This is a genomic window from Streptomyces sp. enrichment culture (genome assembly GCF_964273255.1).
GTDB lineage: Bacteria > Actinomycetota > Actinomycetes > Streptomycetales > Streptomycetaceae > Streptomyces.
Genome location: NZ_OZ186835.1, coordinates 2454437 through 2478401 on the forward strand (window position 1 = coordinate 2454437; position 23965 = coordinate 2478401).

Consider the following 23965-nt stretch of genomic DNA (forward strand, 5'->3'; position numbering starts at 1 on the left):
TTCACAGCGCAAGGTGTGACGCGCAACACTCTCAAGCGCATGAACGTTGCCGCCTTGGGCCTGAAGGACCCGCGGAAGTGAGGGCAAGTCATGTCCGTGCACGATGAAATGGCATCCGTCCAGCGCTGCCTCGACGACCTGCTGAGGTCCGTGGGACGCCTGGAGAAGCAGCTGGGCAGCGGCGGTCTGGAGATGCGCCGCGTCCGGGCCGACACCAACCACCTGCGCGAGAGCGTGGCGCTGCTGCGCGAGTCGGCGGCCGGCCCGGCCGCCCTGCCGAAGCGGCCCGACCTCGTCACCATCTCCGACACCCCGTACGACCCGTCCCTGTGGGTCGACACCGACGACGAGGGACTGGGCGCACGCGACCGGCGCGCGCCCTGAGCGCGGACCCGGCGGGCCGCCCGGTCCGCCGGCTCGCCGCCCCGCCCCCCGCCCGGCCCGGGACCGGCACCCTCCGGCCCGGCCACCGCCGTCCCGTCCCCGACCCCCGCAGTCCTGTCCCCGACCGCCGCGCCTTCCTGACCCCTCCCGGAGCGGACACGTGGCCACTGGTACGGAACCCCCCGCCACCGACCCCCATCCCCGCCGCGGCGGCGTACGAACGGGTACGCGGGCCGCCATCGCCGCCCCCCACCTGCGGACCGACCGCTGGTGGCTGGCCCCGGCCGCCACCGCCGCCGGTCTGCTGGCGTTCGTCGTCTACTCGACCTGGCGGGCCTTCGCGAACACCGACTACTACGCGGCGCCGTACGTCTCGCCGTTCTACTCGCCGTGCCTGGCGGAGAACTGCGTGCCGATGCGCGGCGGACCGAACTGGGAGCTGTTCGGCTCCTGGTGGGGCCTCTCCCCGGCGATCATCATCCTGATCTTCCCGCTGGGCTTCCGCCTGACCTGCTACTACTACCGCAAGGCGTACTACCGCGGGTTCTGTGCGTCCCCGCCGGCCTGCGCGGTGGCCGAACCGCACCGCACCTACACCGGCGAGACCCGCTTCCCGCTGATCCTGCAGAACATCCACCGCTACTTCTTCTACGCGGCGCTGCTGGTCGCGCTCGTCCTGACGTACGACATGGTGCTGGCCTTCCGGGACGAGAACTACGCCTGGGGCCACATGGGCCTCGGCACGCTGGTCTTCCTGGTCAACATCGCGCTGATCTGGCTGTACACGATCTCCTGCCACTCCTGCCGGCACATCGTCGGCGGGAAGCTGAAGCACTTCTCACGCCATCCGGTGCGCTACCGGATGTGGCAGTGGGTGGGGCGGCTCAACGCGCGGCACATGCAGCTGGCCTGGGCGTCGCTGCTGAGCGTGGCGGTCGCCGACCTGTACGTGTACCTCGTGGCGACCGGTGTCTTCGACGACCCGCGCCTGTTCTGACATGGCACGGGGTGCGGGGTTCTCTGATGGCTTACGACGACTGGGGCGCTGAGGAATGACCGTGGTCGACCGGCAGGAGTGGGACGTCGTCGTGGTCGGGGCGGGCGGCGCCGGACTGCGCGCCGCCATCGAGGCGCGCGAGCGGGGCGCCCGTACGGCCGTGATCTGCAAGTCGCTGTTCGGCAAGGCGCACACCGTGATGGCCGAGGGCGGCATCGCGGCGGCCATGGGCAACGTCAACTCCGGCGACACCTGGCAGGTCCACTTCCGCGACACGATGCGCGGCGGGAAGTTCCTCAACCAGTGGCGGATGGCCGAGCTGCACGCCCAGGAGGCACCGCAGCGGGTGTGGGAGCTGGAGACCTGGGGTGCCCTGTTCGACCGCACCGGCGACGGGCGGATCTCGCAGCGCAACTTCGGCGGCCACGAGTACCCGCGCCTCGCCCACGTCGGCGACCGCACCGGCCTGGAGCTGATCCGCACCCTCCAGCAGAAGGTCGTGGCGCTCCAGCAGGAGGACTTCCGGGAGACCGGCGACCACGAGTCCCGGCTGAAGGTCTTCCAGGAGTGCACGGTCACCCGGGTGCTGCAGGAGGACGGGCGGAGCGAGCCGGGGGTCCCCCCGGGCGACGGCCGCGGGAGGGTCTCGGGGGTGTTCGCCTACGCGCGGGAGACCGGCCGATTCTTCGTGCTGGAGGCCCCCGCGGTGGTGATCGCCACCGGCGGCATCGGGAAGTCCTTCAAGGTCACGTCGAACTCCTGGGAGTACACCGGCGACGGCCACGCGCTCGCCCTGCTGGCCGGGGCGCCGCTGCTGAACATGGAGTTCGTGCAGTTCCACCCGACGGGCATGGTCTGGCCGCCGTCGGTGAAGGGCATCCTCGTCACCGAGTCGGTGCGCGGCGACGGCGGGGTGCTGCGCAACTCCGAGGGCAAGCGGTTCATGTTCGACTACGTGCCGGACGTCTTCAAGGACAAGTACGCCGAGTCCGAGGAGGAGGGCGACCGCTGGTACGACGACCCGGACCACAACCGGCGCCCGCCGGAACTGCTCCCCCGCGACGAGGTGGCCCGCGCCATCAACGCCGAGGTCAAGGCAGGCCGGGGCTCCCCGCACGGCGGGGTCTTCCTGGACGTGTCCACCCGGATGCCCGCCGAGGTCATCAAGCGGCGGCTGCCGTCGATGTACCACCAGTTCAAGGAGCTGGCGGACGTCGACATCACGGCCGAGCCGATGGAGGTCGGGCCGACCTGCCACTACGTGATGGGCGGCATCGCCGTCGACTCCGACTCGGCGGCGGCGCGCGGGGTGCCGGGGCTGTTCGCGGCCGGGGAGGTGGCCGGCGGCATGCACGGCTCGAACCGGCTGGGCGGCAACTCCCTGTCCGACCTGCTGGTGTTCGGCCGCCGGGCGGGCCTGCACGCCGCCGCCTACGCGGCCGGGGAGGGGCACGGAGGCGGCCCGCGTCCCCGGGTGGACGACGCGCAGGTCGACGCGGCCGCCGCGGAGGCGCTGCGGCCGTTCTCCGCCGAGTCGCAGGACGGGGAAGGCGACGCCGGTCCTCCCGAGAACCCGTACACCCTGCACCAGGAACTCCAGCAGACCATGAACGACCTGGTCGGCATCATCCGCCGGGACCACGAGATGCGCCAGGCCCTGGAGAAGCTGGCGGAGCTGCGGGTGCGCGCCCGCCGGGCCGGGGTCGAGGGGCACCGGCAGTTCAACCCGGGCTGGCACCTCGCGCTGGACCTCAGGAACATGCTGCTGGTCAGCGAGTGCGTGGCGCGGGCCGCGCTGGAGCGCACCGAGTCGCGCGGCGGCCACACCCGCGAGGACCACGCCGCGATGGACCGCGCCTGGCGCAACGTCAACCTGCTGTGCCGGCTGACCGACCCGACGGGCGGTCTCGCGGCGACCGACCCGGTGCGCGGCCAGATCACCCTGTCCCGGGAGACCACCGAACCCATCCGCCCGGACCTGCTCGCCCTCTTCGAGAAGGAGGAGCTGGTCAAGTACCTCGCCGAAGAGGAGCTGTACGAGTGAGCAGCTACGAGGCCCGCTTCAAGGTGTGGCGCGGGGACGTGGACGGCGGCGGCCTGGAGGACTTCTCGGTCGAGGTGAACGACGGGGAGGTCGTCCTCGACATCATCCACCGCCTCCAGGCCACCCAGGCCCCCGACCTCGCCGTGCGCTGGAACTGCAAGGCCGGCAAGTGCGGTTCGTGCTCGGCCGAGATCAACGGCCGCCCCCGGCTGCTGTGCATGACCCGCATGTCGGTGTTCAGCCGCGAGGAGACCATCACCGTGACGCCGCTGCGGGCGTTCCCGGTGATCCGGGACCTGGTGACGGACGTCGGCTTCAACTACACCACGGCCCGGCAGGTTCCCGCGTTCGTGCCGCCGGAAGGACTCGGGCCGGGCGAGTACCGGATGATGCAGGAGGACGTGGACCGCCCGCAGGAGTTCCGCAAGTGCATCGAGTGCTTCCTGTGCCAGGACGTCTGTCACGTGGTCCGCGACCACGAGGAGAACAAGCAGGCGTTCGCCGGGCCGCGCTTCCTGATGCGGGTCGCCGAGCTGGACATGCACCCGCTGGACGAGGCCGAGGCGTCCGGCCTGGACCGCAAGCGCACGGCCCAGGACGAACACGGCCTCGGCTACTGCAACATCACCAAGTGCTGCACGGAGGTGTGCCCCGAGGGCATCCGGATCACCGACAACGCGCTCATCCCGCTCAAGGAGCGGGCGGTGGACCGGAAGTACGACCCGCTGGTGTGGCTGGGGTCGAAGATCCGGAGGCGCTAGGTCCTGTCGGCGGCCCCGGGTGCCAGCCAGCCCTCCCGGTACTCCTGCCAGTTCGTCTCCGTGGCCGCGAAGTCGATGTAGGGGGCGAGACCGAAGAGTTCGCGGTCGGCGTCCGTCCGGGAGAGGCCGAGGCGGGCACCGCGGACGGCGGCGGCGACGGTCTCCGCATGGCCCCAGTGGCTGAAGTTGCTCTCGTGGTAGAAGGGCAGGCCCATGAGCAGGTGAGTGGTCGGCGGGGTGACCTCCAGGGCGAGGGAGGTCTGCAGGGCCACGTATCCGCCGTAGGTGCTCTCCAGGGGCTGCGCCGTGTCGTAGGACATCACCGCGATCTGGTCGACGCGCCGGGCGACCTGGCCGAAGAAGCTCTGGGACCACCACTTGGGGTGCTCGGCGAAGACACCGGCGACGGTGTGCAGGGCCGGGAGCGGGTCGATCTGGTGGGCGGCGACGGACAGCTGCGCCTTCTCGGCGCGGGTGAGGGTGCGCAGGTCGTCCAGGAGCAGGAGGTAGTCCTGGTCGTCCGAGTGCAGGGGCTCCAGGTCGAGATGGACGCCCTCGTAGCCCGCGTCCAGGACCTGGCCGGCGCTGCGGACGACTTCGGCGCGGGTGGCGGCGCGGTCCAGGTGCAGCCCGTCGGGGCCGCCGTTGGCGAGGACGTCCCCGAGGAACGCCTGGACCCGGACGCCCGGCAGCTCGCGGTGGACGGCGCCGATGAACCAACGGGCGCGCGGGTAGGCCGACTCCGGCAGGGTCCCGTCGTGCTCCAGCGGGCCGGAGTGCACGTACAGGTCCCGGATCCCGGTCCCCTCCAGCCGGCGGGCCAGGTCCCGCACATCGGCGTCCTTCTTCCGCCCGTCGACCCAGGCGTGGCCGAGCCAGAGGGCGTCCCGGCCCCGGGTGTGCGTTCCTTCGGCGGGATCACCGGCGTAGTTGATCCGCAGGGCCGCCTGGGCGGCGAGCACCGGGAGGAGCAGCACCAGCAGCACGCCGAGAACGGCGCGCCGGGCCAGGCGCAGCCGGCGGTGACGGCTGGTGGGGGTGGGGGTGGGGGTGGGGTCGGGGATGGAGTCGGGGGCGGGGGTGGGATCGGGTGCAGGTGCGGGATCGGGCGCGGGCGCGGATGCGGGCTCGGGTGCGGGTGCGGTGGCGTGGCCGCCCGCTCCGTCCTGCCCCGTGTCCTCTGACCCGCCTGAGTCCGGTCGGTCTGCGGGGGCCCGGGCCCCGGGTGGTGCCTGCCGGGCCGTCCGCGAGTGGTCGGTCGGCTCCATGGCGCATCCCCTCCCCGGCGGGCCCGGCGGGCCCGCGTGGCTGATGTTGCCGGGGATGACGATCACCGGGGAGGCCGCGGTTGCGGCTGCGGCCTGCGGCCTTCCGTGGGGGCGGGGCGTCAGAACAGGCTCAGCAGGGCCTCCGCCGGGTCGGTCAGCGTGGTGTCCCCGCCGGGGAGCGGCAGCTCGAACCAGACCGTCTTGCCGCGGGGCGTACGACGCGACCCCCAGGCGGCGCTGAGCAGGCCGACGAGCTGGAGGCCGCGGCCGCCCTCGTCGGTGTCCCGGGCGCGGCGGCGGCGGGGCTGGACCAGGCCGGAGTCCCACACCTCGCAGACCAGGGTGCGGTCCAGCAGCAGGCGGAGTCTGATCTCGCCCTCGCCGTAGCGCAGGGCGTTGGTGACCAGCTCGCTGACCAGCAGTTCCGTGGTGTCGACGAGGGGTTCCAGGTCCCAGCCGAGGAGCTGGGCGCGGGCGTGCTCGCGGGCGCGGCCCACGCTGCGGGGTTCCCTCGGCAGGGTCCAGTCGCCGACGGACTCGGCGGGCAGACCCTGGACCCGGGCCATCAGCAGGGCGATGTCGTCCTCGCCGTGGTGGGTGTCGAGGGTGTTGAGCACGTGGTCGCAGACGTCCTCGAGGTTCGGCCGGGCACCGGCGGGCGGCCCCGTCGCCGCCGGGTGGTCGCCGGTCGCCGGGGACGGGTCGGTGAGGGCGCCGACGAAGGCCTGCAGGCCCTCGTCGAGGGGGTGATCGCGGCTTTCGACCAGTCCATCCGTGTAGAGCGCGAGCAGGGCGCCTTCGGGCAGTTCGACCTCCACCTCCTCGAAGGGCTCCCCGCCGACGCCGAGCGGCATGCCGGGCGGCACGTCCAGCATCAGCGCGGGCTCCCCCGGTTCCACCAGGACGGGCGGCAGGTGGCCCGCGTTGGCGAAGGTGCAGCGTCTGGTGACGGAGTCGTAGACGGCGTAGACACAGGTCGCCAGGTACACCTCGGAGAGGTCGGCCTCCCGGGGGCGGCGGGCCGCGCGGGTCGCCTGGTGGATGCCGCCCGGTGCGCCGAGGCCGCGCGCGATCTCGTCCAACTGGGAGAGCACCTCGGCCGGTTCGAGGTCGAGCTGGGCCAGGGTGCGCACGGCGGTGCGCAGTTCGCCCATGGCGACGGCGGCGCGCAGGCCGCGTCCCATCACGTCGCCGACGACCAGCGCGGTGCGGTGACCGGGGAGTTCGATGACGTCGAACCAGTCGCCGCCGACCTCGCTGGGCCGCCCGGTGGCCACGTTGCCGGGCAGATACCGGCAGGCGATGTCCAGGCCGGACGCCTCCGGGTCGCCGGGCGGGAGCAGGGATCGCTGCAGTATCAACGCCCGTTCGTGCTCCCGCCGGTACAGGCGCGCGTTGTCGATGCAGACGGCGGCCCGCGCGGCGAGTTCGACGGCGAGGTCGCGGTCGCGGTCGCCGAAGGGCTCACTGCCCTTGGTGCGGGCGAACCGGGCGAGCCCGACGACGGTGTCCTGGGCGACCATCGGCACGGCCAGGGTGGACTGCACCAGGTCGCCGTCCTCCCCGGGCACCGTCTGCGGGCGGGCGGTGCGCAGGGCGTCCGCGCAGGGCGAGTTGAAGGGGTAGTGGTGGACGGCGCCCAGCTTCACCGTTTCGCCGGTGCTGCCGAGCGGGGCCTCGGAGACGGCACTGGCGAAGGCCACCCGGCGCACCTCCGCGCTGCCGTCGGCCAGCCCCTGCGGGGTCTCGTCGCCGGACAGCAGCCCCTGGTAGAGGTCGACGGTCGCCAGGTCGCAGAAGCCGGGGACGACGACGTCGAGGAGTTCACGCGCGGTGGTCTCCAGGTCGAGGGAGTTCCCGATCCGGGCACCGGCCTCGTTCAGGAGGGCGAGATTGCGCCGTGCCGCGGCGGCCTCGCGGGCGGCGGCCCGGCGCGCGGTGATGTCGATGCCGAGCCAGGCGATGCCGATGGGACGGCCGCTTCCGCTGTGCACGCGGTAGAGGTTGACGGACCAGTGCCGGCGGTCCTCGGCCCCGGGGATGTAGCCGGTCACGTGCATGTCGGTGATGGACTCGCCGGTCTCCAGCACCCGGCGCAGGGTGGCTTCGACCCGCTCCGCCTCACCGCGCGGCAGGTAGTCGTGGACGCCCTTGCCGCGGTGGTCGTCGGGGGTGCCGCCGAAGAGGGACGCGAACCGCTGGTTGGCGCGGCGCACCCGCAGGTCGGGGTCGATCAGCACGAAGCCGAACGGAGATTGGCCGAATATGGCCTGCGAGGCGGCGAGGTCGGTCTCGATGCTGCGCAGGGTGCGGACGTCGACCACGATGCAGACGGCGGCCTTCCGGCCGTCCTCGGTCCGGGTCGGCATGACGTAGACCTCGGCGAGGCCCTCACGGCCGTGCTCCCCCTCGCGGGCGCCGTCCTCCGCCGTGTGCGGCAGCCGGACGGGCACCACCCCGGTCCACTCGCGGCCGTCCAGGATCTCGGCCATCTTGCGCTGGCCCTGCTCGCGCCGGGCCGGGTCGACGAACGCGGCGATCGGGTCCATGCCGACGGCGCGTTCGGCGGGGACGCCCAGAAGCTGCTCGGCGCGCAGGCTCCACTGGTCGACGAGCCCGTCGGGGCCGATGGAGAACGAGGCGACCTTGATGTAGTCGTACATGGAGCCGGGCGGGCTGCTCTGCCACATCGGGTCGCCGGACGGGGCGTCGCCGGAGTAGAGGCCGTCCGCGGCCTCCGTCCTCGCGCCGCCCGACGGGTCCTCGGACCCCGTGGCCTTCGCTGGTATCTCGCTCACGCGAACCGTCCCCTCCAGCTCACCGCGTCCGGCACCGGTCACCGGGGGCGGCTGCCCGCAGTATCCAGCACTACGGCGCCGCGCAACACGGTGTTCACGATCACAGCTCGGTCCCACTGCTTTTCGGTCCGTGCCATGAGAACACTCCCAGTCTTCTAACCAGCGGACACGCGGTCGAACCCCCTCTGCCGCAACGGTCGCCGACGCGAACCGGCCGCTCGGTGCCGGACAGGGGCGCGCACCCCCTCCGAACGAGCTGCCGCACTCCCTCCGTACCCCCCTCGCGCCCCTTCGTGCCGTACCCGGTCGGCCACCGTGGAACGGCCGGTGCCCACCGTGGAGCGGCCGGTGCGACGGGGCGTCACGGCGGGGGCATGGCGGGGGCGGCGGGGCCGGCATCGCGGGGAGGGCATCGCGGGGAGGGCATCGCGGGGCGGCGGGCTCGACAGGGGGTCGGGAGGCTCGACGAGGGGCGGGGCTCCGGGGCTCGTCGTGGGGGCGGGCCCGCCATGGGAGCGGGCTCGTCATGAGGGCGGGGGGCTCACAGCGGCACGGCGAGTTCGAACCAGACGGTCTTTCCGGCGGCGTCGCTGCCGGGGCGGGTGCCCCAGCGGCGGGAGGTGGAGGCGACCAGCTGGAGCCCCCGGCCGTGCTCGTCCTCGGGCCGGGGGACGCACTCGTGCGGCAGGTCGGGGAGGGTGTCGGAGACCTCCACCAGCAGCACACCGTGCAGCCCGCGCGGGCGCACCAGCCGGACGCCGATGGGCCCGGCGGCGTGGCGCAGGGCGTTGGTGACGAGCTCGCTGACCAGCAGGGCGGTGAGATCACCGACGCTGTCGAGGTCCCAGACCCGCAGTCGGCCCCGGACCGCGGAGCGGGCGGCGCGCACGGCGCCCGGCTCCGCGGGGAAGGACCACGCGGCACAGTCACCCTCGATGTCGGTCACGGGACCCACTTCCCGGCAATCGCGTCCGATCTCACCCGACGTCAAGCGGGATAAGTGGCCCATACCCCGATAAACAGGGCACGTACCGTCGCCGGAGGTCCAGGTCCGGCGGTGGTGAGGCCGGCGGCCGGCGACCGGGAGGCGCGTCGGCGGCACGGCGGGCGGGGCCACGGCAGCGGGCGGGGACGGGCGGCGGGGAGGGGCGGCGGGCCGGAGCCGGCGTCCGCGGTCGCCTCAGGTCCGGGTCGGGGAGTGGCCGACGTGGGCCAGGACCTCCCGGACGGCCGGTACGTCAGGGTCCAGCCAGTCGACGTCCCAGACCTCTGCGGGTGCGAGCCAGCGCAGCTCGTCGTGGTCCTGGAGGGGAGCGGGGGCCGGGGAGCCGGGGCGCAGCCGGGCCGTCCACACGTGCAGCACGTGGGGCGGGCGCAACGGCCACTCCCCCGGGACGCGCGGCCCGGCCTCGGCGTCGACGCCGAGTTCCTCGCGCAACTCCCGTACGACGGCCGCCTCACCGGACTCCCCGGGCTCGACCTTGCCGCCCGGGAGTTCCCAGCGCCCGGCCAAATCCGCGGGGGCGCTGCGGCGGGCGGCGAGGAGCCGCCCCCCGTGCCAGAGGGCCGCACCGGCCACCACGATCCGCTCGTCCATGGGCGCGAGCCTACGGGAGGACGGAGACGTCACCGGCCGCCCCGGGCGGGGGCAGGGACCGGCGGGAGCGCCGGACGAAACCCACCGGAACCGGCCGGGTGGGTCTGGCGGATCCCGTCAGGACCGGCCGGGCGGGTCTGGCGGATCCCGTCGGGCGGGATCGGCCGGGTGGGTCTGGCAGATCCCGTCGGGCGGGATCGGCCGGGTGGGTCAGTCGGGCGTCCGGCCGTTCTGGCCGATGCGCTCGACCCAGTAGAGCTGCTTGTGGCCGCGCCCGTCGAGGCTGTCCGCGATCTGCTGGGCCTCGGCCCGGCTCGCGTACCGGCCGACGCGGTAGCGATTGCCGTTGTCGTCCTGGCGCACGACGAGCCAGGGAAGTGTCACCGTGCCGTCGTTCATCGCGCCCCTCCACGTGCCGCCCGCGATCCGCCCGGTAAGGAAACCGCAATCCGCATATGCCCGAGCCTACGCCTTACCTTCACGCTGCGAACACGTCTTTTTACAAAGCGGTATCCAACCAGCCAGAACGCAGGGGGCGCAGGGTGGTGAATGCGCCGTGCGCCCGGTCGACAGGTCCGGTCAGAGCGATGCCGGAGTCCGGCCGTGGCTCACGGACGACCAGCGAGAACGACCGAAACGCTACGGCCCCGGGGGACGTGCCCGGCGCTCCGTGCGCCGGAGCGGCGGCGCACGGAGGGTGTGAACGGCGTGTCCGGGGGCTCGCACGGCCGCCCGGACCGCGCCCGGCGGGGTGTGCGGTCGGCGGGGTGCGGGCGGCGCGATGCCGGCGACGCCGGAGCGGGACACGGGTGGCGGGGGGCGGGGTTGCGCACCGGGAGGGTGCACGACGAGGCGCCCGGGCCGGGCGCCGCGGCCGGGCGCACGCCCGGGACGGACGGCGGACGCGCGCCAGCAGCGGGCAGCGGGCAGCGGGCAGCGGGCAGCGGGCAGCGGGCAGCGGGCAGCGGGCAGCGGGCAGCGGGCAGCGGGCAGCGGGCAGCGGGCAGCGGGCAGCGGGCAGCGGGCAGCGGGCAGCGGGTGCTACCGCACCGGGAGGTGGTAGGCGGCCCGGTAGCGGTCGGCGGGGATCACCACGTCGGCCGTCTCGACGGGGCGTCCGGAGGCGTAGTAGGTGCGCTGGATGACGAGCACGACGTGGCCGGGGACACCGCCCAGCAGGACCAGTTCCTCGGCGAGGCCGGGGCGGGCACCGACCTCCTCGGTGACGTTGTCCACGATCACGTCGATGGCGCGCATGCGCTCGACCACGCCCATCCCGCCGAGCGGGCCCTCCTCGGGCAGCATCACGGGCGTCCGGCCGGTCAGGGCGAGCGGCTCCCAGGAGGTGGAGAGCATCATCGGCTCGCCGGCCTCACGGAAGAGGTACTTGGTGCGCATCACCCGGTCGCCGGGCTGGATGCCGAGCCGCTCGGCGACCGCGCCGCACACCTCGGTCTGCTCGCTGCGGGACTCCCAGGTGCCGTGCACGGCCGCGTCGGACTGCTCCTGCCGGAACGGCGTGGCGCCGCGCTCGGGCCGGAAGCCGGAGCGGGCGACCCGGCGGGGCACGGGCCGCTCCCGCACGTAGGTCCCCGAGCCGGAACGGCCCTCGACCAGCCCCTCGGCCATCAGGACCTTGCGCGCCTCCAGCGCCACCGTGTCGGAGACGCCGTACTCCTCGCGGATCCTGGCTTGCGAGGGGAGCCGGGTGTGGGGCGGCAGTCGGCCGTCGACGATCTTCTTGCGGAGATCTCCCGCGACACGCAGGTACGCCGGCTGCTCACCGAAAGTCACGGGCCGCTCCCATCAGGTTGTACAGACAGCAACAGCGTGGCAACCCGCGGTTCACACAGGCAAGCAAAGGCCAGAGAATCACTCGATGTGATGAATGGCGCCCGGCTACCGCCGTACCCAGGCACTTTCTCCCCACTCCCGGCCCGCCCACACCTCGGCGCCGTCCGGTCCGGGGGTGATCCGGGTGCCGGGGTCGTGCGACGGAGGCGCGATGCTCAGCCCCAGAGCTTCGCGCGCGGTGATCGCACTCTCCGGCTCCAGAAGGGCCATCCCCTCGGCGTAGTGGTCGTCGTAGGTCTCCGCGTCCTCGGCCTCGGCGGCCCGCGCCCACACCGTGCGGGCCTCCTCCAGGTCGGCGACGAGATCGGTCACCGGCCCCGCGGCAGCGGCGGGCCAGGTGTGCTCCCGCAGCATCCCGGTCTCCTCGTCCAGGGCCGCCGTGATGTCCTCGGCCCACTCCCGGTACCCCGTCAGGTTGTCCTGGGGCTCCCCGTCGGGCCACCGGTCCATGGCCTGCCCGGAGACGCGTTCGGCCTCCAGGAAGGCGATCTGATCGGCGTTCAGGGTGCTCCTGTCCCGGCGCAGCGAACCGGTCAGTACGGCCCACGGGTCGTTGTCGCCGAACGCGCAGACGACCTCGCGGGCGCCGTGACGCCAGCCCTCCCGGGAGGGTGAGAAGAAGTAGACGCCCACGTTGTCGGGCATCGTCCGGACGTCCAGGACGTAGGCGTACTGGTGGGCGTGGCACTCGGCTTCGGCCCTCCGGTCGAGCTCCGCGTCGCCCGGGTAGGGACCGTCGGGGAGGCGGATGCGGGCGAAGACCTCGCCGTGGTGCTCCTCCTCGCAGGCCGCCCGGTACAACTCGTCGGACCAGACGCCCCTCCCGTCCGGCGCGGTGAAGCACTCGCCGGGCCGGAGGGAGTGGACGGCGGTGCGGCGCAGCCCGTCCCGGAAGCCGTCCCACACCGTGGCGACGGCTCCGGTGGTGAACAGCACCGTCCACACGGCCACCCCCAGACCGGACAGCACGGACCCGGCGACCGCCATGCCCCGGCCGCCCTGCCCCCGGCGCGGGATCTGCCACAGCGCGATCAGCCCGAGTACGAGCCCCACCAGGGGCAGGCAGAACAGCAGCAGACCGAACGAGAGCGACGCGACGGCGAAGCCGTTGACCGGGGCGGGCGGCCGGGGGGCCTGATACCCGTAGGGGACCGGGGTCCCGTACGGGTCCGAGGTCCCGTAAGGGTCTGGGGTCCCGTAAGGGTCTGGGGTCCCGTAGGGGTGCGGGGCCCCGTAAGGGTCCGGGATGCCGTAAGGGCCGTGCGGATCGGGGTGGGCCGGGGCATCACCGGCCGGCGGCTCGGGCGTTCCCGGTGGGGCGAAGGAGCTCGGGACGGCAGGGGGCGGCTCGGGGGACCCCGGTGGGGCGAACGGGCTGGGCGCGGGCGCTGGGCTCTCGCCGTGTTCGGGGCCGTCGGCTCCGGGGGGCGGGTCCGCCGGGTCGTGCGGCTGCGGTCTGGGCCCGGCGGGCGGAGGTAGGGACACGGATACCGCTCCTGGTTCGGCTGCGCTGTGGAGATACCGGCCGACGAGCGGCTGCGCGCATCGTAAGCGGGCGGGTCGCGTCCACCGCGCCCGGGCCATGGAGGAGCGGATCTGCCCGTCGATGGTGCGGACGTGCCGGGAGCACCTGCGGGAAGTACCTGCCGGACACAGCGGTGGAGCCGTGCTCCGGAGTCGGGCTCCGGAACACGGCTCCCGCCGTGCATGGGTGAGGGTCGGTCAGAACTGCAGGGCCCAGCTGTTGAGCCGGCCGGTGTCCCACCACGCGTTGTCGCTCACGCGCAGCTTCCACGTGCCGTTGGCCGTCTCCGAGGAGGCGTCCACGGTGTACGTGGTCCTGATGTCGTTCGAGCTGCCGCCCGCTCCGTAGGACTTCAGCGTGTAGGCCGAACCGTCCGGGGCGATCAGCTGGACCCGGAGGTCGCCGATGTACGTGTGGCTGATGTCGACGTCGACGGCCAGGTCGCTCGGCGCGTTGCCGGAGATGCCGGAGACGGTCACCGGGGACTCGACGGTGGAACGGTCGCCGATGGTGACGCCGGTGGTGTTCTCGAAGCGGTCACCGGGGGGCGGCGGCGGGGTGGTCCCGCCCTCGCCCACGTGCAGCAGGCGGTTGGGTGATCCGCTGCCCGGGTTGCCGACGACGCCGGAGGTGGCGGCGGCGGTCAGGGCCGAGGAGACCTGGGCCGGGGTGGCCGAGGGGTTGTCGGCGAGGTGCAGGGCCGCGGCGCCGGCGACGTGCGGGCTCGCCATGGACGTGCCGGAGATGGTGCTGGTGGCGGAGTCGCTGCTGTTCCAGGCCGAGGTGATGGAGGAACCCGGCGCGAACAGGTCCAGCACCGAACCGTAGTTGGAGTAGCTGGCGCGCGCGTCGCTGGAGGTGGTGGCGCCGACGGTGATCGCCTCGGTGACGCGGGCCGGGGACTTGGTCGAGGCGTTGGTGGACTCGTTGCCGGCCGCGACGACGAAGGTGATGCCGGAGGCGACGGCGTTGCGGACCGCCGCGTCGAGCGCGCTGTCCGCGCCGCCGCCGAGCGACATGTTGGCGACGGCCGGCTTGACCGCGTTCCGCGCCACCCAGTCGATGCCGGCGACGACCTGGGCGGTGGTGCCGGAGCCCGAGTTGTTCAGCACGCGGACACCGACGACCTTGGCCTTCTTGGCCACACCGTAGGAGCTTCCCGCGACGGTGCCGGCGACGTGGGTGCCGTGGCCGTGGCCGTCCTGGGCGGTGTTGTCGTTGTCGATCGCGTCGTAGCCGTAGGAGGCGCGCCCGCCGAAGTCACTGTGCGTGATGCGCACACCGGTGTCGATGACGTAGGCCGTGACGCCCTCACCGGCCGAGTCCGGGTAGGTGTACGAGTTGTCGAGCGGCAGGTTCCGCTGGTCGATCCGGTCCAGGCCCCAGGACGGCGGGTTGGTCTGGGTGCCGGTGACGTGGAAGGTGCGGTTCTGGATGACCGACGCGACGGCCGGGTCGGCGGCGAGGCGCTTCGCCTCGGCCTCGGACGCCTCGACCTCGTACCCGTTCAGGGCCTTGGTGTACGTCCGCTCGATCTCGGCGCCGTGCTTCTTGGCGACGGCCCGGCCCTCCGCGGTGCCGGAGCGGGCCTCGTCCGCCTTCAGGGTCACGATGTAGCTGCCGGCGACGGCGTTCGCCGCGCCCTCGTACTGGATGCGGCCTTCGGCCGCGGCCGGGGCCGCGCCCGCGGGGAGAGCGGAGACCAGACTCACGACGAGCGCGGCGGACGCCGCGGCACCGAGGGTGGCCAGTCTTCGCCGGGGATGACGCATCACTGCCATGTGAGGGTTCCTCCTCAATCGGTGGTGCGCGTGCTGTGGGGGGTGGTGCGGTCGACGCCCGGACCCCAGGGGTGGCGGAGAGAACCAGCCACTGACCGTTCCTGACAGGAGCATGTCAACAGCAGGCTTCTTCATCCGGGCATCAGCGAAAGATTGAGGGTTGCACAGGAATTGCACAAGGGCCCTGCACGAACGAAACAGCCCCGCCATGCCGGCGACACATGGGGAGTGGGGGCTTCGGCAGCGTCATTCACGAGGCGTACGCGGGTCGTTGGCCCACGCGCCCACAGACCGCCGTCCTACGCGCGCCTCTGCCACATGACCTGCGGCGACACTCCCCCGTGGTGCCGCCGCAGGTCACGAGACGCACCGGACCCCGGACACGGTGCCGACGGCTCCCCCCGGGCGCGGATCCGCAGCGCGTCCGGCAGCGTCCGGTCGTGCCGCCGGCAGCGTCCGGTCGTGCTCCCGGCGGTGGCCCGACGCGGTGATCACATGGTCGGCGGTCGGCCGCGGACGCCGGTAGAGCGGTGGGACGCGATGGGACATGATGGGACGTGGGACGCGTCAACGCCCCTGTGACGGGCGGGAGTAGGCGAGGGAGGACAAGGGGTGGCGGGACAGGACGAGACCTCGCGGGCCGGGGGGTCCGCCCGGGAGGCCGAACTGCTCACCGAACAGTTGCGGCTCCTGCGCCGCCGCCACGGGATGACCCTGGCCACGCTGGCCAACCGGACGAGTTACAGCAAGTCCTCCTGGGGGCGCTACCTCAGCGGCAAGGCGCTGCCGCCCCGGCAGGCCGTGCACGAGTTCGCCCGGGCGGTGGGCGTCAGGCCCGACCGGCTGCTCCTCATGCTGGAGATCGCCGAGCGCGCGCAGCCGGACGTACGGAGCCCGGAGGCCACCGGGTCCGAGCAGGCGGACGAGCCGGCCGGCGGGACCGTCGAGCGCACCCGGGACGAAACACCGACCGGGGAGGACTCCGGGCCCGCGGAGCCCGCCGAGCGCGTGGTGGCCGACACCCCGCCCGCGAACGGCACCTCGCCCGCCGCTCCCGCCTCCGTACCGGCGGCGGACGCGGACCCGGGACCGGCCGCCGGCCCGGCCGGGGCGCAGGAGCCGCAGCGGCCCGCGCCCCCTGCCGCCCGCCGAAGACCCCGGCGCTGGAGCCTCCTGCTCGGAGCGGCGACCGGAGTGGGCATGGTCACGGGACTGCTGGGCGGGATGCTCATCTCCCCGCCGGTGAGCCAGAGCGAGCCCAAGGCGAAGGGCAGCGTCGCCCGGTGCACCGGCTTCGAGTGCCGGGGCAAGGACGCCCAGCGCATGGAATGCCACATCGGGGTGTGGACGGCCGCCGCCGAGAAGGTGGACGGCCTCTACCTCGAACTGCGCTACAGCCCGCGGTGCGGAGCCGCGTGGGCGCGCATCACCGAGGGCGAGGTCGGGGACACCGCCCGGGTCGAGGGGAAGGAGAAGCTCTCGGCCACGCGCTCGATCTCCTACGACCGGGACACCTACTCGCCCATGATCGAGGCGCCCTACCCCGCCGCCGTGCGGGCCTGCGTGGTCCCGGCCGACGGCGGCGCGGAGGTCTGCACCTCGCACGGGGGTCCCTCACCGCTGCCCGCGGCGGTCACCGACGAGCGGAAGCCGTAGCCGGACCGCACCCCGGGTCGCACCGCGCCGGCCAGGTCCGGCGGCGGCCCGCCGGGGCCGGTTTCCTGCGGCGGTCGCGCCGCCCGCCCTCAGCGGACCCCTACGGGACTCCCTTTGCCGAAGCTGCAAGTCGCCGTGCCGGTTCCGGGACATCGGGTGAGACTGGCGAACACTCCGGCAGAGCGCACACCGACCCGATGAGGAGCCCCGATGAGTGCGACCGACGCAGCGGTCACCTTCTGGGACGACGTCCACGCGGCCCGTCCGCAGGCCGCCTCCCCCCGCCCCAACGCCCGGCTGGTCGAGACCGCGGCGGACCTGCCGCCCGGTGACGCCCTCGACCTGGGATGCGGCAACGGCGGCGACGCCCTCTGGCTCGCGGGACGGGGCTGGCGGGTCACGGCCGTCGACCTGTCGGCCGTGGCGGTGCGGCGGCTCACCGAGCGCGCGGCGGGGGCCGGCCTGGGCGAGCAGGTCAGAGCCCGACGCCACGACCTGAGCCGGTCGTTCCCGGCGGGCCGTTTCGACCTCGTGACCGCCCACTATCTGCACACCCCCTACGAGCTCGACCGGGCCACCGTTCTGCGCCGGGCCGCGCAGGCCCTGCGCCCAGGTGGCCGCCTGCTGGTCGTCGACCACGGATCGACGGCCCCCTGGTCGTGGGACCAGGACCCCGACGTCCGGTACCCGAGTCCCACGGAGGTCGCGGAGGACCTGGCCCTGGATCCGGCGACCTGGACGGTCGACCGCGCCGACGCGTCGCCCCGCACGGCCACCGGACCCGACGGGAGCACCGCCGAGGTCACCGACCACGTCCTGCTCGTACGCCGCACCGGCTGACCCGGCGGCCGGCCGGTTCGGCCGGTTCGGCCGGTTCGGTTGGTTCGGTCGGTCCGGCCGGCGCGGCCGATCGAACCCGTCGGCCGCCGACCGAACCGGTCGGGCCCGCCGAACCACACCGCTTCAGTCGGCCTCACCGAACCGGTGAGCCCCACCGAACCCCGTCGGCCCACCGAACCCGTGGCCCCCACCAACACGTCGGCCCCGCCGACGCCTTGCTCCACCACCGAAGGAAGAGGCCCCATGCCCCCGCCCACCGCCCCTCACCGCCGACGCCGGGACACCCCGCCGCCCCGGACCGCGAACACCGAGGCCGACGTCCTGCGCGGCTTCCTGGACTACCTCCGGACCTCGATGGCGGACAAGGTCGACGGTGCCCCCGAACCCGGGGTGCGGACGGCCGCGGTCCCGTCCGGCACGAACCTGCTCGGCCTGCTGCACCACCTCACCTGGGTGGAGCGCGCGACGTTCCTCGGGGAACGGGTCACCGACTGGCAGGCCACCTTCCGGGCCCCCGAGGAGGACGGCGTCGAGGAGGTCGTCGCCCGCTACCGGGAGACCGTCGACCGGGCGAACGCCGTACTCGACTCCTGCACCGACCTCGCCGCGCCTCTCCCCGGGCGCTCCTCACCCAGCACCCGCTGGGCCCTCACGCACCTGATCGAGGAGACAGGCCGCCACGCCGGTCACGCGGACATCCTCCGCGAACTGATCGACGGGTCGACCGGGCGCTGATCCCGGGTCAGCCGGGCACGGACCGGCCGGCGGCGGCCGGCCTCCGACGACCGGTCGGCGCGTCCCGAGCGCACGGAGACGGGCGGCGACGGCAGCCGTGACGCGTGCCGACGGCACCTCACTTGAGGTAGGCGAGGACCGCGAGGACGCGCCTGTTGTCCGCCTCCGACGGGGGCAGGTCCAGCTTGGTGAAGATGTTGGACGTGTGCTTGATGACCGCCCGTTCGGTGATCACCAGCTCCTGGGCGATCGCCGCGTTCGAGCGGCCCTCCGCCATCAGGCCGAGGACCTCGCGCTCGCGCGGGGTGAGGCGGGAGAGCGGGCCGTCGCGGTGGTGCTCCTTGGCGAACAGCTTGGCGACGACGTCGGGGTCCATCGCGGTGCCGCCGGACGCGACGCGGCGCACCGCGTCCACGAAGCCGTCCGGGTCGAACACCCGGTCCTTGAGGAGGTAGCCGATGCCGCCGCTGCCGTCGGCGAGGAGTTCGCGGGCGTAGAGCTGCTCCACGTACTGGGAGAGGACGAGGACCGGCAGGCCGGGGATGTGGCTGCGGGCCTCCAGGGCGGCCCGCAGGCCCTCGTCCGTGAACGACGGCGGAAGCCGGACGTCGACGACCGCGACGTCCGGCTTGTGGTCGAGGAGGGCCCGGAGCAGTCCGGGCCCGGTGTCCACGGCGGCGACCACCTCGAAGTCGTAGGACTCCAGCAGGCGGACGAGTCCGTCCCGCAGCAGGAAGAGGTCCTCGGCTAGGACAACACGCACGGCAGCTCCATGGTGAGGGTGGTCGGTCCGCCCGGCTTGCTGTTGATGGCGAGGAGGCCGTCGAAGGCCGCCAGCCGGCGTTCGATGCCGCGCAGCCCGGTGCCGCGCGAGGGGTCGGCGCCGCCCCGGCCGTCGTCGATGACCTGGCCGCGCAGGGAGCCGTTCTCGTACCAGAGGTCGATGCTCACGGTGTCCGGCTCGGCGTGCTTGGCGGCGTTGGCGAGGGCCTCGGCGACCGCGAAGTACATGGCGGACTCCACGGGCGCCTCGGGGCGGCCGGGCAGGTCGGCGTTGACGGTGACGTCGAGCGGGCTGTCCATGGCGAGGGCGCGCACCGCGTCGGCGAGGCCGCGGTCGGCGAGCACCGGCGGGTGGATGCCGCGGACCAGGTCGCGCAGTTCGGTCAGGGCGGCGGCGGAGGCCTTGCGGGTGTCGGACAGAATGGCGCGGACGGCCTCCGGGTCCTTGCTGAGGAGCTGCTCGGCGACGCCCAGGTTCATGCCGAGGGCGACCAGACGGGCCTGCGCACCGTCGTGCAGGTCCCGCTCGATGCGGCGCAGTTCGGCCGCGGAGCTGCTGACGGCGTCGCTGCGGCTGTCGGTGAGGCGGCGGACGCGCTGGACGGTGCGGGTCGGGGCGAGCAGGGTGCGGGCCAGGGAGGCGTGGGCGCGCAGCAGGGCGGGCCCGGTGGTCAGGCCGGCGGCCAGGACGACGACGCCGAGGGCGGCGCAGTAGAAGGCGGAGGTCAGATCGCTGATCTGGATCCACAGGTAGTAGTTGGAGCCCGCGTCGGCGATGGGGCGGTAGTAGGCGGGCATCAGGATGCCGCCGACGCCGCTGACGACGAGGGCGAAGGGCATCAGGGCGAGGGTCACGCCGGCCACCGGGTTGACCAGCATCCAGGCCAGGTCGCGCCAGGTCGCCGGGTCGGTGAGCACCCAGTGGGTGCGCTGCCACTGGCCCTTGAGACCCGGTTCGGCGGCGGGGGCGGGCAGGTACGGCTCCTCGATCGGCCGGCCCGACCAGTTCTCCGCGAGCCGGCGGGAGGCGTTGACCACCGACCGCACGGCGACGGCGAGCGCCGGGACGAGCAGGACGCCCAGGCCGATGCCGATCAGCGAGACCGCGGTCAGGAAGAGGCAGAAGAGGACGAGTTCCGCGATCACGAGACCGAGGACGGGCAGTCCCTTGCCGACGGCTCGGTAACCGGTGCGTATGTCCAGACTGTTCACGGTCGTCCCATTCCCCTCTGTGCACGGCTCCCTGCCGTGCCGATGCCCTGAGTCTGCTCCGTTCGGGGGCCGTGCACAGGGGACGTGCGTCCCGTCTCCGATGGTGTACCCAGGTCCCCCTCGGGACGCCACCGAGGTGGCTGTCCCGCTCCCTGCGCGCGGTCTTGACTTGTTCCATGACGATGCGACAGCGACTGCGGCACCTGCTCCTCCCGCTGTGCGTCCCGCTGCTCCTGGCGGGGGGCGCCGGCACCGCCTCGGCGACCCCCGCGGTGCGGGCGGAGACCCGCGCCGCCTCCGGACTCCCCGCGGCCGACGGGACGTCCGGTCTGCCGGGGACCGTCGACGCGCTCGTGCGCCGGCAGCTCGCCGACCACCGGATCCCCGGCGCGTCGGTGGTGGTCGTCGAGCGCGGCCGGCCGGTCCTCACCCGCGGCTACGGCGTCGCCGACACCGACGCGGGGACCCCGGTCGACCCACGGCGCACCGGGTTCTTCCTGGCCTCCGACGCCAAGCTGTTCACGGCGGTCGCGGTCCTGCAGCAGGTGGAGCGCGGCCGTCTCGACCTGTCGGCCGACGTCAACCGCTACCTCAGGACCTTCCAGGTGAAGGACACGTATCCGGGGCACCCCGTGACGGTACGCGATCTGCTCACGCACACGGCGGGCTTCGACAACACCATCATCGGGCGGGCCGCCACCCGGCCCGAGGACGTGCGCCCGCTCGGTGAGAGCCTCGCCGCGCACCAGCCGCGCCGGGTGCGCCCGCCGGGTGAGGTCGCCAGCTACGACAACTACGGTGTGGCGCTGGCCGGTTACCTGGTCGAGTCGGTGACGGGCACCCCCTTCGCGCACTACCTGGAGCAGTCGGTGCTGCGGCCGCTCGGGATGACGCGGACCAGCTTCGCGCAGCCGCACCCCCCCGCCATCGCCGCCGGCCTCGCCCGCGGCCACCGCCCGGCGGGCGGCGGTCAGCGCGCCCAGGACGGGCAGTACGGCGACTGGTCCCCGACCGGTGCGGGCGCGGTCACCACGGCGGCCGACATGGGCCGGCTGCTGACGGCGCTGCTCGACGGCGGCGGTGCGGTGCTGACCGAACGCTCGGCCGCCGCGCTGATGACGCGTCAGTTCGGCAACGACGACCGGCTGCCCGGCCTGGGCTACATCCTGGAGGAGCGGGTCCGTGACGGGCAGCGGATGCTGGTCAAGGACGGTGACCTGCCCGGCTTCCACGGCAACCTGGCCCTGCTGCCGGACCGGGACGCGGCGGTGTACGTCGTCTACAACGGCGACGGCGAGGACGGTTCCGCCGCGTACGCGGGGCAGGAGGTCGTGGACCGTTTCGCCGGCCACTTCGGCACCGCCGCCGGCGCCCGCCGCTCCGTCTCGCGGGCCGACGTCACGCCGTACGAGGGCGAGTACCGCTCCACGCGGACCAGTTCCTCGGAGCTGACCCGGGTCAGCGCGCTGATCGGGTCGGTCCGGGTGACCGCGGGCGAGGGCGCGACGCTGACCACGACCGGGCTGTCCCGCGACCCGGAAGTGAGCGAGCGGCACTGGGTGCAGCTGAGCCCGGGGCTGTTCCAGGAGAAGGGCGGCCAGGACCGCCTCGCGTTCCGCGACGGACGCCTCTCGGTCGCCTCCGACGCCTCCGTCTCCTACGAGCGGCTGCCCTGGTACCTCTCCCCGGTGCTGCACCAGCAGGTGCTGCTCGGCTCGCTGGCGTTCCTCGCGCTGACGGTGCTGGCGCTGCCGGTGCTCGCCCTGGTCCGCCGCCGCTCCCCGGGCACGCCGGCCGGGGCACGGGCGGCGCGGCTGCTGCTGTGGGCGTCCGGTGCGCTGATCATCGCGGCGGTGGTCTGCTTCGTGCTGCTGTCCGCCGACCCGAACGCCCTCAACCGCACGATCATCGTGGGCGATTCGCCGCTGCTGCGGGCGGTCCCGGCGCTGACCGGCGTGGCGCTGGCGACCACGGGCGCCATGGTCGTGTGCACGGTCCTGTCCTGGCGGCGCCGCTGGTGGGCGGTGACCGGGCGGCTCCACTACACGTGCAGCACGCTGGCGGCGCTGATCTTCCTCGGGGTGGCCGCCTCGTACCGGCTGGTGGGGTGAGACGGAGGGCCGGGCCGGCGCCCGGCCTCCGCAGGAGGACGGAGGGGAACCGCCCGTCCGGGACGCGATGGGCCCGGACGGGCGGTTCCGTGTGGGCCGGGAGCTCACCTCACCCGGCTTTCTTGCGCCGTGCCCCGTGTTGCCCGACCAGGGCGATCACGAAGGTCGCCGGAACGATCCCGAGGTCCCTGATGCCGAAGAGCGGGTCGGACGCCGCGAAGCGCACGATCAGCAGCCCCGCATGGACACCTGCCGCTACCAGGGCGCCGGCCAGGTAGATGTCGGCCGGGCGCCAGGTGCGGCGCCGCGTGCTGTGAGACACCGCACGTACTGCTGGTGGTGCTGGTGTGGGCATGCCTGAGAGTCCTTCCCCCCGTGTTCACAGCGGCTGGTCGGGCCGCTGGTCACAGTCATGACATCACATGATCAAAAGGACACCATGGGCAGGTGGGCTGGTGTCCGCGTCCTTCGACACGCCCTGCGCACAGGCGCGGTGACCGAGGCGAGGCGTGCCGCGGGGCCCGGGCAGGTGGGTACCTGCCCGGGCCCCGTCGTGCGTGGGGGTGGTGGCCGGCTACCAGCGGCTGGTCTCGCCGAAGAAGTCCGCGATGTCCACGGCCTCGCCCGCCGCGCGGGCCGCGCGGAGGACGTGCAGGCCGACGGCGAGGTCGAGGACGCCGAGGCCGAAGGGCGAGAAGACGACCGGCCTGTCGTCGCCGACGGCCACCTCGCCGCGGACGACCTGGGCGAGGGTGCCGGTGACGAAGTGCCGGTCGCCGTACTTCTGTTCGGCGAGGTGCGGGGAGGTGTCGGCCTTCAGGCAGTGCTCGACGTCGTCGAGGATGTTGTAGGCCCCCTCGATGAGCTCGGGGCCGATGTCGCGCAGCGAGATGTTGAGGACGACCTGACCGGGTGCGAAGGCGTCCGGCTCGGTGATGTACGGCTCGGCCGCGGTGGTCGCGAGGACGACGAGGTCGGCGCCGGTGAGGGCGGAGGAGAGGTCGGGCTCGGTGGCGGACGGGTAGCCGAGGGCGTTCGTCGCGTGGGCGGCGAGCGCGGCGCCGTACTCCTCGTTGCGGTCGTGGACCGTGACCGAACCGACCTGCCAGTCACGGGCGGCGAAGAACTCCAGGATGTTGCGGGCGATGATGCCCGCGCCGACGACGGTCAGCCGGCCTGCGGTGCGTCCGCCGGTCAGCTGCTCCGCGGCCAGCACCGCGGAGGCGGCCGTGCGGGCGGCGCTGATCTGGGACGCCTCCAGGCAGGCGAAGGGGTAGCCGGTCTCGTGGTCGTTGAGGAGCAGGGCGGCCGAGGCGCGCGGTATGCCGCGCTCGATGTTGGCCGGGAAGCTGCTGATCCACTTGATGCCGGAGACGTCGGCGCCGGCACCCAGGTGGGCGGGCAGCGCGATGATGCGGGCGTCGGGCTTGTCGGGGAAGCGGAGGAAGTAGCTGTCGGGGTTCACCGAGTCGCCGTCGTGGTGGGCGAGGTAGGTGTCGCGGACGACCTCGACGATGTCCGGTCGGGAGGCCGCGATGATGTCGCGTGCGGCCTTGCCGCCGACGACGCTGAACTCGTACATGCCGGTGGGTCCTTGGGTCGTGAGGAGTGACGAGGAG

The 23965-nt window shown here is 73.6% G+C and carries 20 protein-coding genes; 8 read left to right on the forward strand and 12 right to left on the reverse strand.

Annotated elements, in window-relative coordinates; translation table 11 throughout:
- Window positions 1-90 precede the first annotated feature (90 nt).
- The 4 genes from ACSU53_RS10420 to ACSU53_RS10435 all read left to right on the forward strand — a co-directional run bounded on the left by ACSU53_RS10420 (window position 91) and on the right by ACSU53_RS10435 (window position 4186).
- Window positions 91-384 (forward strand): hypothetical protein, encoded by a 294-nt coding sequence (locus tag ACSU53_RS10420; protein WP_437026673.1) that lies wholly within the window; start codon window positions 91-93, stop codon window positions 382-384.
- 160 nt (window positions 385-544) lie between these two features.
- Window positions 545-1381 carry a hypothetical protein gene (locus ACSU53_RS10425; protein WP_437026675.1) on the forward strand — a complete coding sequence of 279 codons (837 nt, stop codon included), beginning with the start codon at window positions 545-547 and terminating at the stop codon, window positions 1379-1381.
- A gap of 55 nt (window positions 1382-1436) precedes the next feature.
- Window positions 1437-3425: a fumarate reductase/succinate dehydrogenase flavoprotein subunit gene (locus ACSU53_RS10430; protein WP_437026677.1), complete on the forward strand. Its 1989-nt coding sequence runs from the start codon at window positions 1437-1439 to the stop codon at window positions 3423-3425.
- A complete protein-coding gene (locus tag ACSU53_RS10435; protein WP_437026679.1) occupies window positions 3422-4186 on the forward strand; it encodes a succinate dehydrogenase/fumarate reductase iron-sulfur subunit in 765 nt (254 codons plus the stop codon). Before ACSU53_RS10430 ends, ACSU53_RS10435 begins: the two co-directional genes overlap by 4 nt.
- Here ACSU53_RS10435 and ACSU53_RS10440 read toward each other — a convergent pair.
- The 8 genes from ACSU53_RS10440 to ACSU53_RS10475 all read right to left on the reverse strand — a co-directional run bounded on the left by ACSU53_RS10440 (window position 4183) and on the right by ACSU53_RS10475 (window position 15009).
- Window positions 4183-5454 (reverse strand): hypothetical protein, encoded by a 1272-nt coding sequence (locus tag ACSU53_RS10440; protein ID WP_437026681.1) that lies wholly within the window; start codon window positions 5452-5454, stop codon window positions 4183-4185. The two genes, ACSU53_RS10435 and ACSU53_RS10440, sit on opposite strands and share 4 nt — an antisense overlap.
- A gap of 119 nt (window positions 5455-5573) precedes the next feature.
- Entirely contained in the window at window positions 5574-8252 is a 2679-nt protein-coding gene (locus ACSU53_RS10445) for a SpoIIE family protein phosphatase (RefSeq protein ID WP_437026682.1), read from the reverse strand.
- A gap of 541 nt (window positions 8253-8793) precedes the next feature.
- Window positions 8794-9261: an ATP-binding protein gene (locus ACSU53_RS10450; protein ID WP_437026684.1), complete on the reverse strand. Its 468-nt coding sequence runs from the start codon at window positions 9259-9261 to the stop codon at window positions 8794-8796.
- Between the two features lie 171 nt (window positions 9262-9432).
- Window positions 9433-9849: a (deoxy)nucleoside triphosphate pyrophosphohydrolase gene (locus ACSU53_RS10455; RefSeq protein ID WP_437026686.1), complete on the reverse strand. Its 417-nt coding sequence runs from the start codon at window positions 9847-9849 to the stop codon at window positions 9433-9435.
- 210 nt (window positions 9850-10059) lie between these two features.
- A complete protein-coding gene (locus ACSU53_RS10460) occupies window positions 10060-10248 on the reverse strand; it encodes an SPOR domain-containing protein (RefSeq protein WP_437026688.1) in 189 nt (62 codons plus the stop codon).
- A gap of 642 nt (window positions 10249-10890) precedes the next feature.
- A complete protein-coding gene (locus ACSU53_RS10465) occupies window positions 10891-11643 on the reverse strand; it encodes a GntR family transcriptional regulator (RefSeq protein ID WP_437026690.1) in 753 nt (250 codons plus the stop codon).
- Between the two features lie 105 nt (window positions 11644-11748).
- A complete protein-coding gene (locus ACSU53_RS10470; RefSeq protein WP_437026692.1) occupies window positions 11749-13287 on the reverse strand; it encodes a DUF4190 domain-containing protein in 1539 nt (512 codons plus the stop codon).
- A 138-nt stretch (window positions 13288-13425) separates the two neighbouring features.
- Window positions 13426-15009, reverse strand: coding sequence for a S8 family peptidase (locus ACSU53_RS10475; RefSeq protein ID WP_437026693.1), 1584 nt, complete (start codon window positions 15007-15009; stop codon window positions 13426-13428).
- Window positions 15010-15621: 612 nt separating this feature from the next.
- On the opposite strand from ACSU53_RS10475, the gene ACSU53_RS10480 reads away from it, so the two are divergent.
- From ACSU53_RS10480 to ACSU53_RS10490, 3 genes are all read left to right on the forward strand, one after another.
- Window positions 15622-16665: a helix-turn-helix domain-containing protein gene (locus ACSU53_RS10480; protein ID WP_437026695.1), complete on the forward strand. Its 1044-nt coding sequence runs from the start codon at window positions 15622-15624 to the stop codon at window positions 16663-16665.
- A 210-nt stretch (window positions 16666-16875) separates the two neighbouring features.
- Window positions 16876-17505, forward strand: a complete 630-nt coding sequence (locus ACSU53_RS10485; RefSeq protein WP_437026697.1) for an SAM-dependent methyltransferase — start codon at window positions 16876-16878, stop codon at window positions 17503-17505.
- Between the two features lie 243 nt (window positions 17506-17748).
- Window positions 17749-18240 (forward strand): DinB family protein, encoded by a 492-nt coding sequence (locus tag ACSU53_RS10490; protein ID WP_437026699.1) that lies wholly within the window; start codon window positions 17749-17751, stop codon window positions 18238-18240.
- A 118-nt stretch (window positions 18241-18358) separates the two neighbouring features.
- Here ACSU53_RS10490 and ACSU53_RS10495 read toward each other — a convergent pair whose 3' ends face one another.
- Together ACSU53_RS10495 and ACSU53_RS10500 are read right to left on the reverse strand one after the other, a co-directional pair.
- Window positions 18359-19003 carry a LuxR C-terminal-related transcriptional regulator gene (locus ACSU53_RS10495; RefSeq protein WP_437026701.1) on the reverse strand — a complete coding sequence of 215 codons (645 nt, stop codon included), beginning with the start codon at window positions 19001-19003 and terminating at the stop codon, window positions 18359-18361.
- Window positions 18988-20235, reverse strand: a complete 1248-nt coding sequence (locus ACSU53_RS10500) for a sensor histidine kinase (protein WP_437026703.1) — start codon at window positions 20233-20235, stop codon at window positions 18988-18990. The genes ACSU53_RS10495 and ACSU53_RS10500 overlap by 16 nt, the downstream gene beginning before the upstream one ends.
- A gap of 176 nt (window positions 20236-20411) precedes the next feature.
- Between ACSU53_RS10500 and ACSU53_RS10505 the strand changes: the two genes are divergently transcribed.
- The gene (locus tag ACSU53_RS10505) at window positions 20412-22346 is read left to right on the forward strand and encodes a serine hydrolase domain-containing protein (RefSeq protein ID WP_437026705.1); all 1935 of its coding nucleotides are present in this window, start codon (window positions 20412-20414) and stop codon (window positions 22344-22346) included.
- A gap of 109 nt (window positions 22347-22455) precedes the next feature.
- On the opposite strand, the gene ACSU53_RS10510 is transcribed toward ACSU53_RS10505, so the two are convergent.
- Together ACSU53_RS10510 and sbnB are read right to left on the reverse strand one after the other, a co-directional pair.
- Window positions 22456-22668: a hypothetical protein gene (locus ACSU53_RS10510; protein ID WP_437026707.1), complete on the reverse strand. Its 213-nt coding sequence runs from the start codon at window positions 22666-22668 to the stop codon at window positions 22456-22458.
- Between the two features lie 252 nt (window positions 22669-22920).
- A complete protein-coding gene (gene sbnB / locus ACSU53_RS10515) occupies window positions 22921-23928 on the reverse strand; it encodes a 2,3-diaminopropionate biosynthesis protein SbnB (RefSeq protein WP_437026709.1) in 1008 nt (335 codons plus the stop codon).
- Between the last annotated feature and the right edge of the window lie 37 nt (window positions 23929-23965).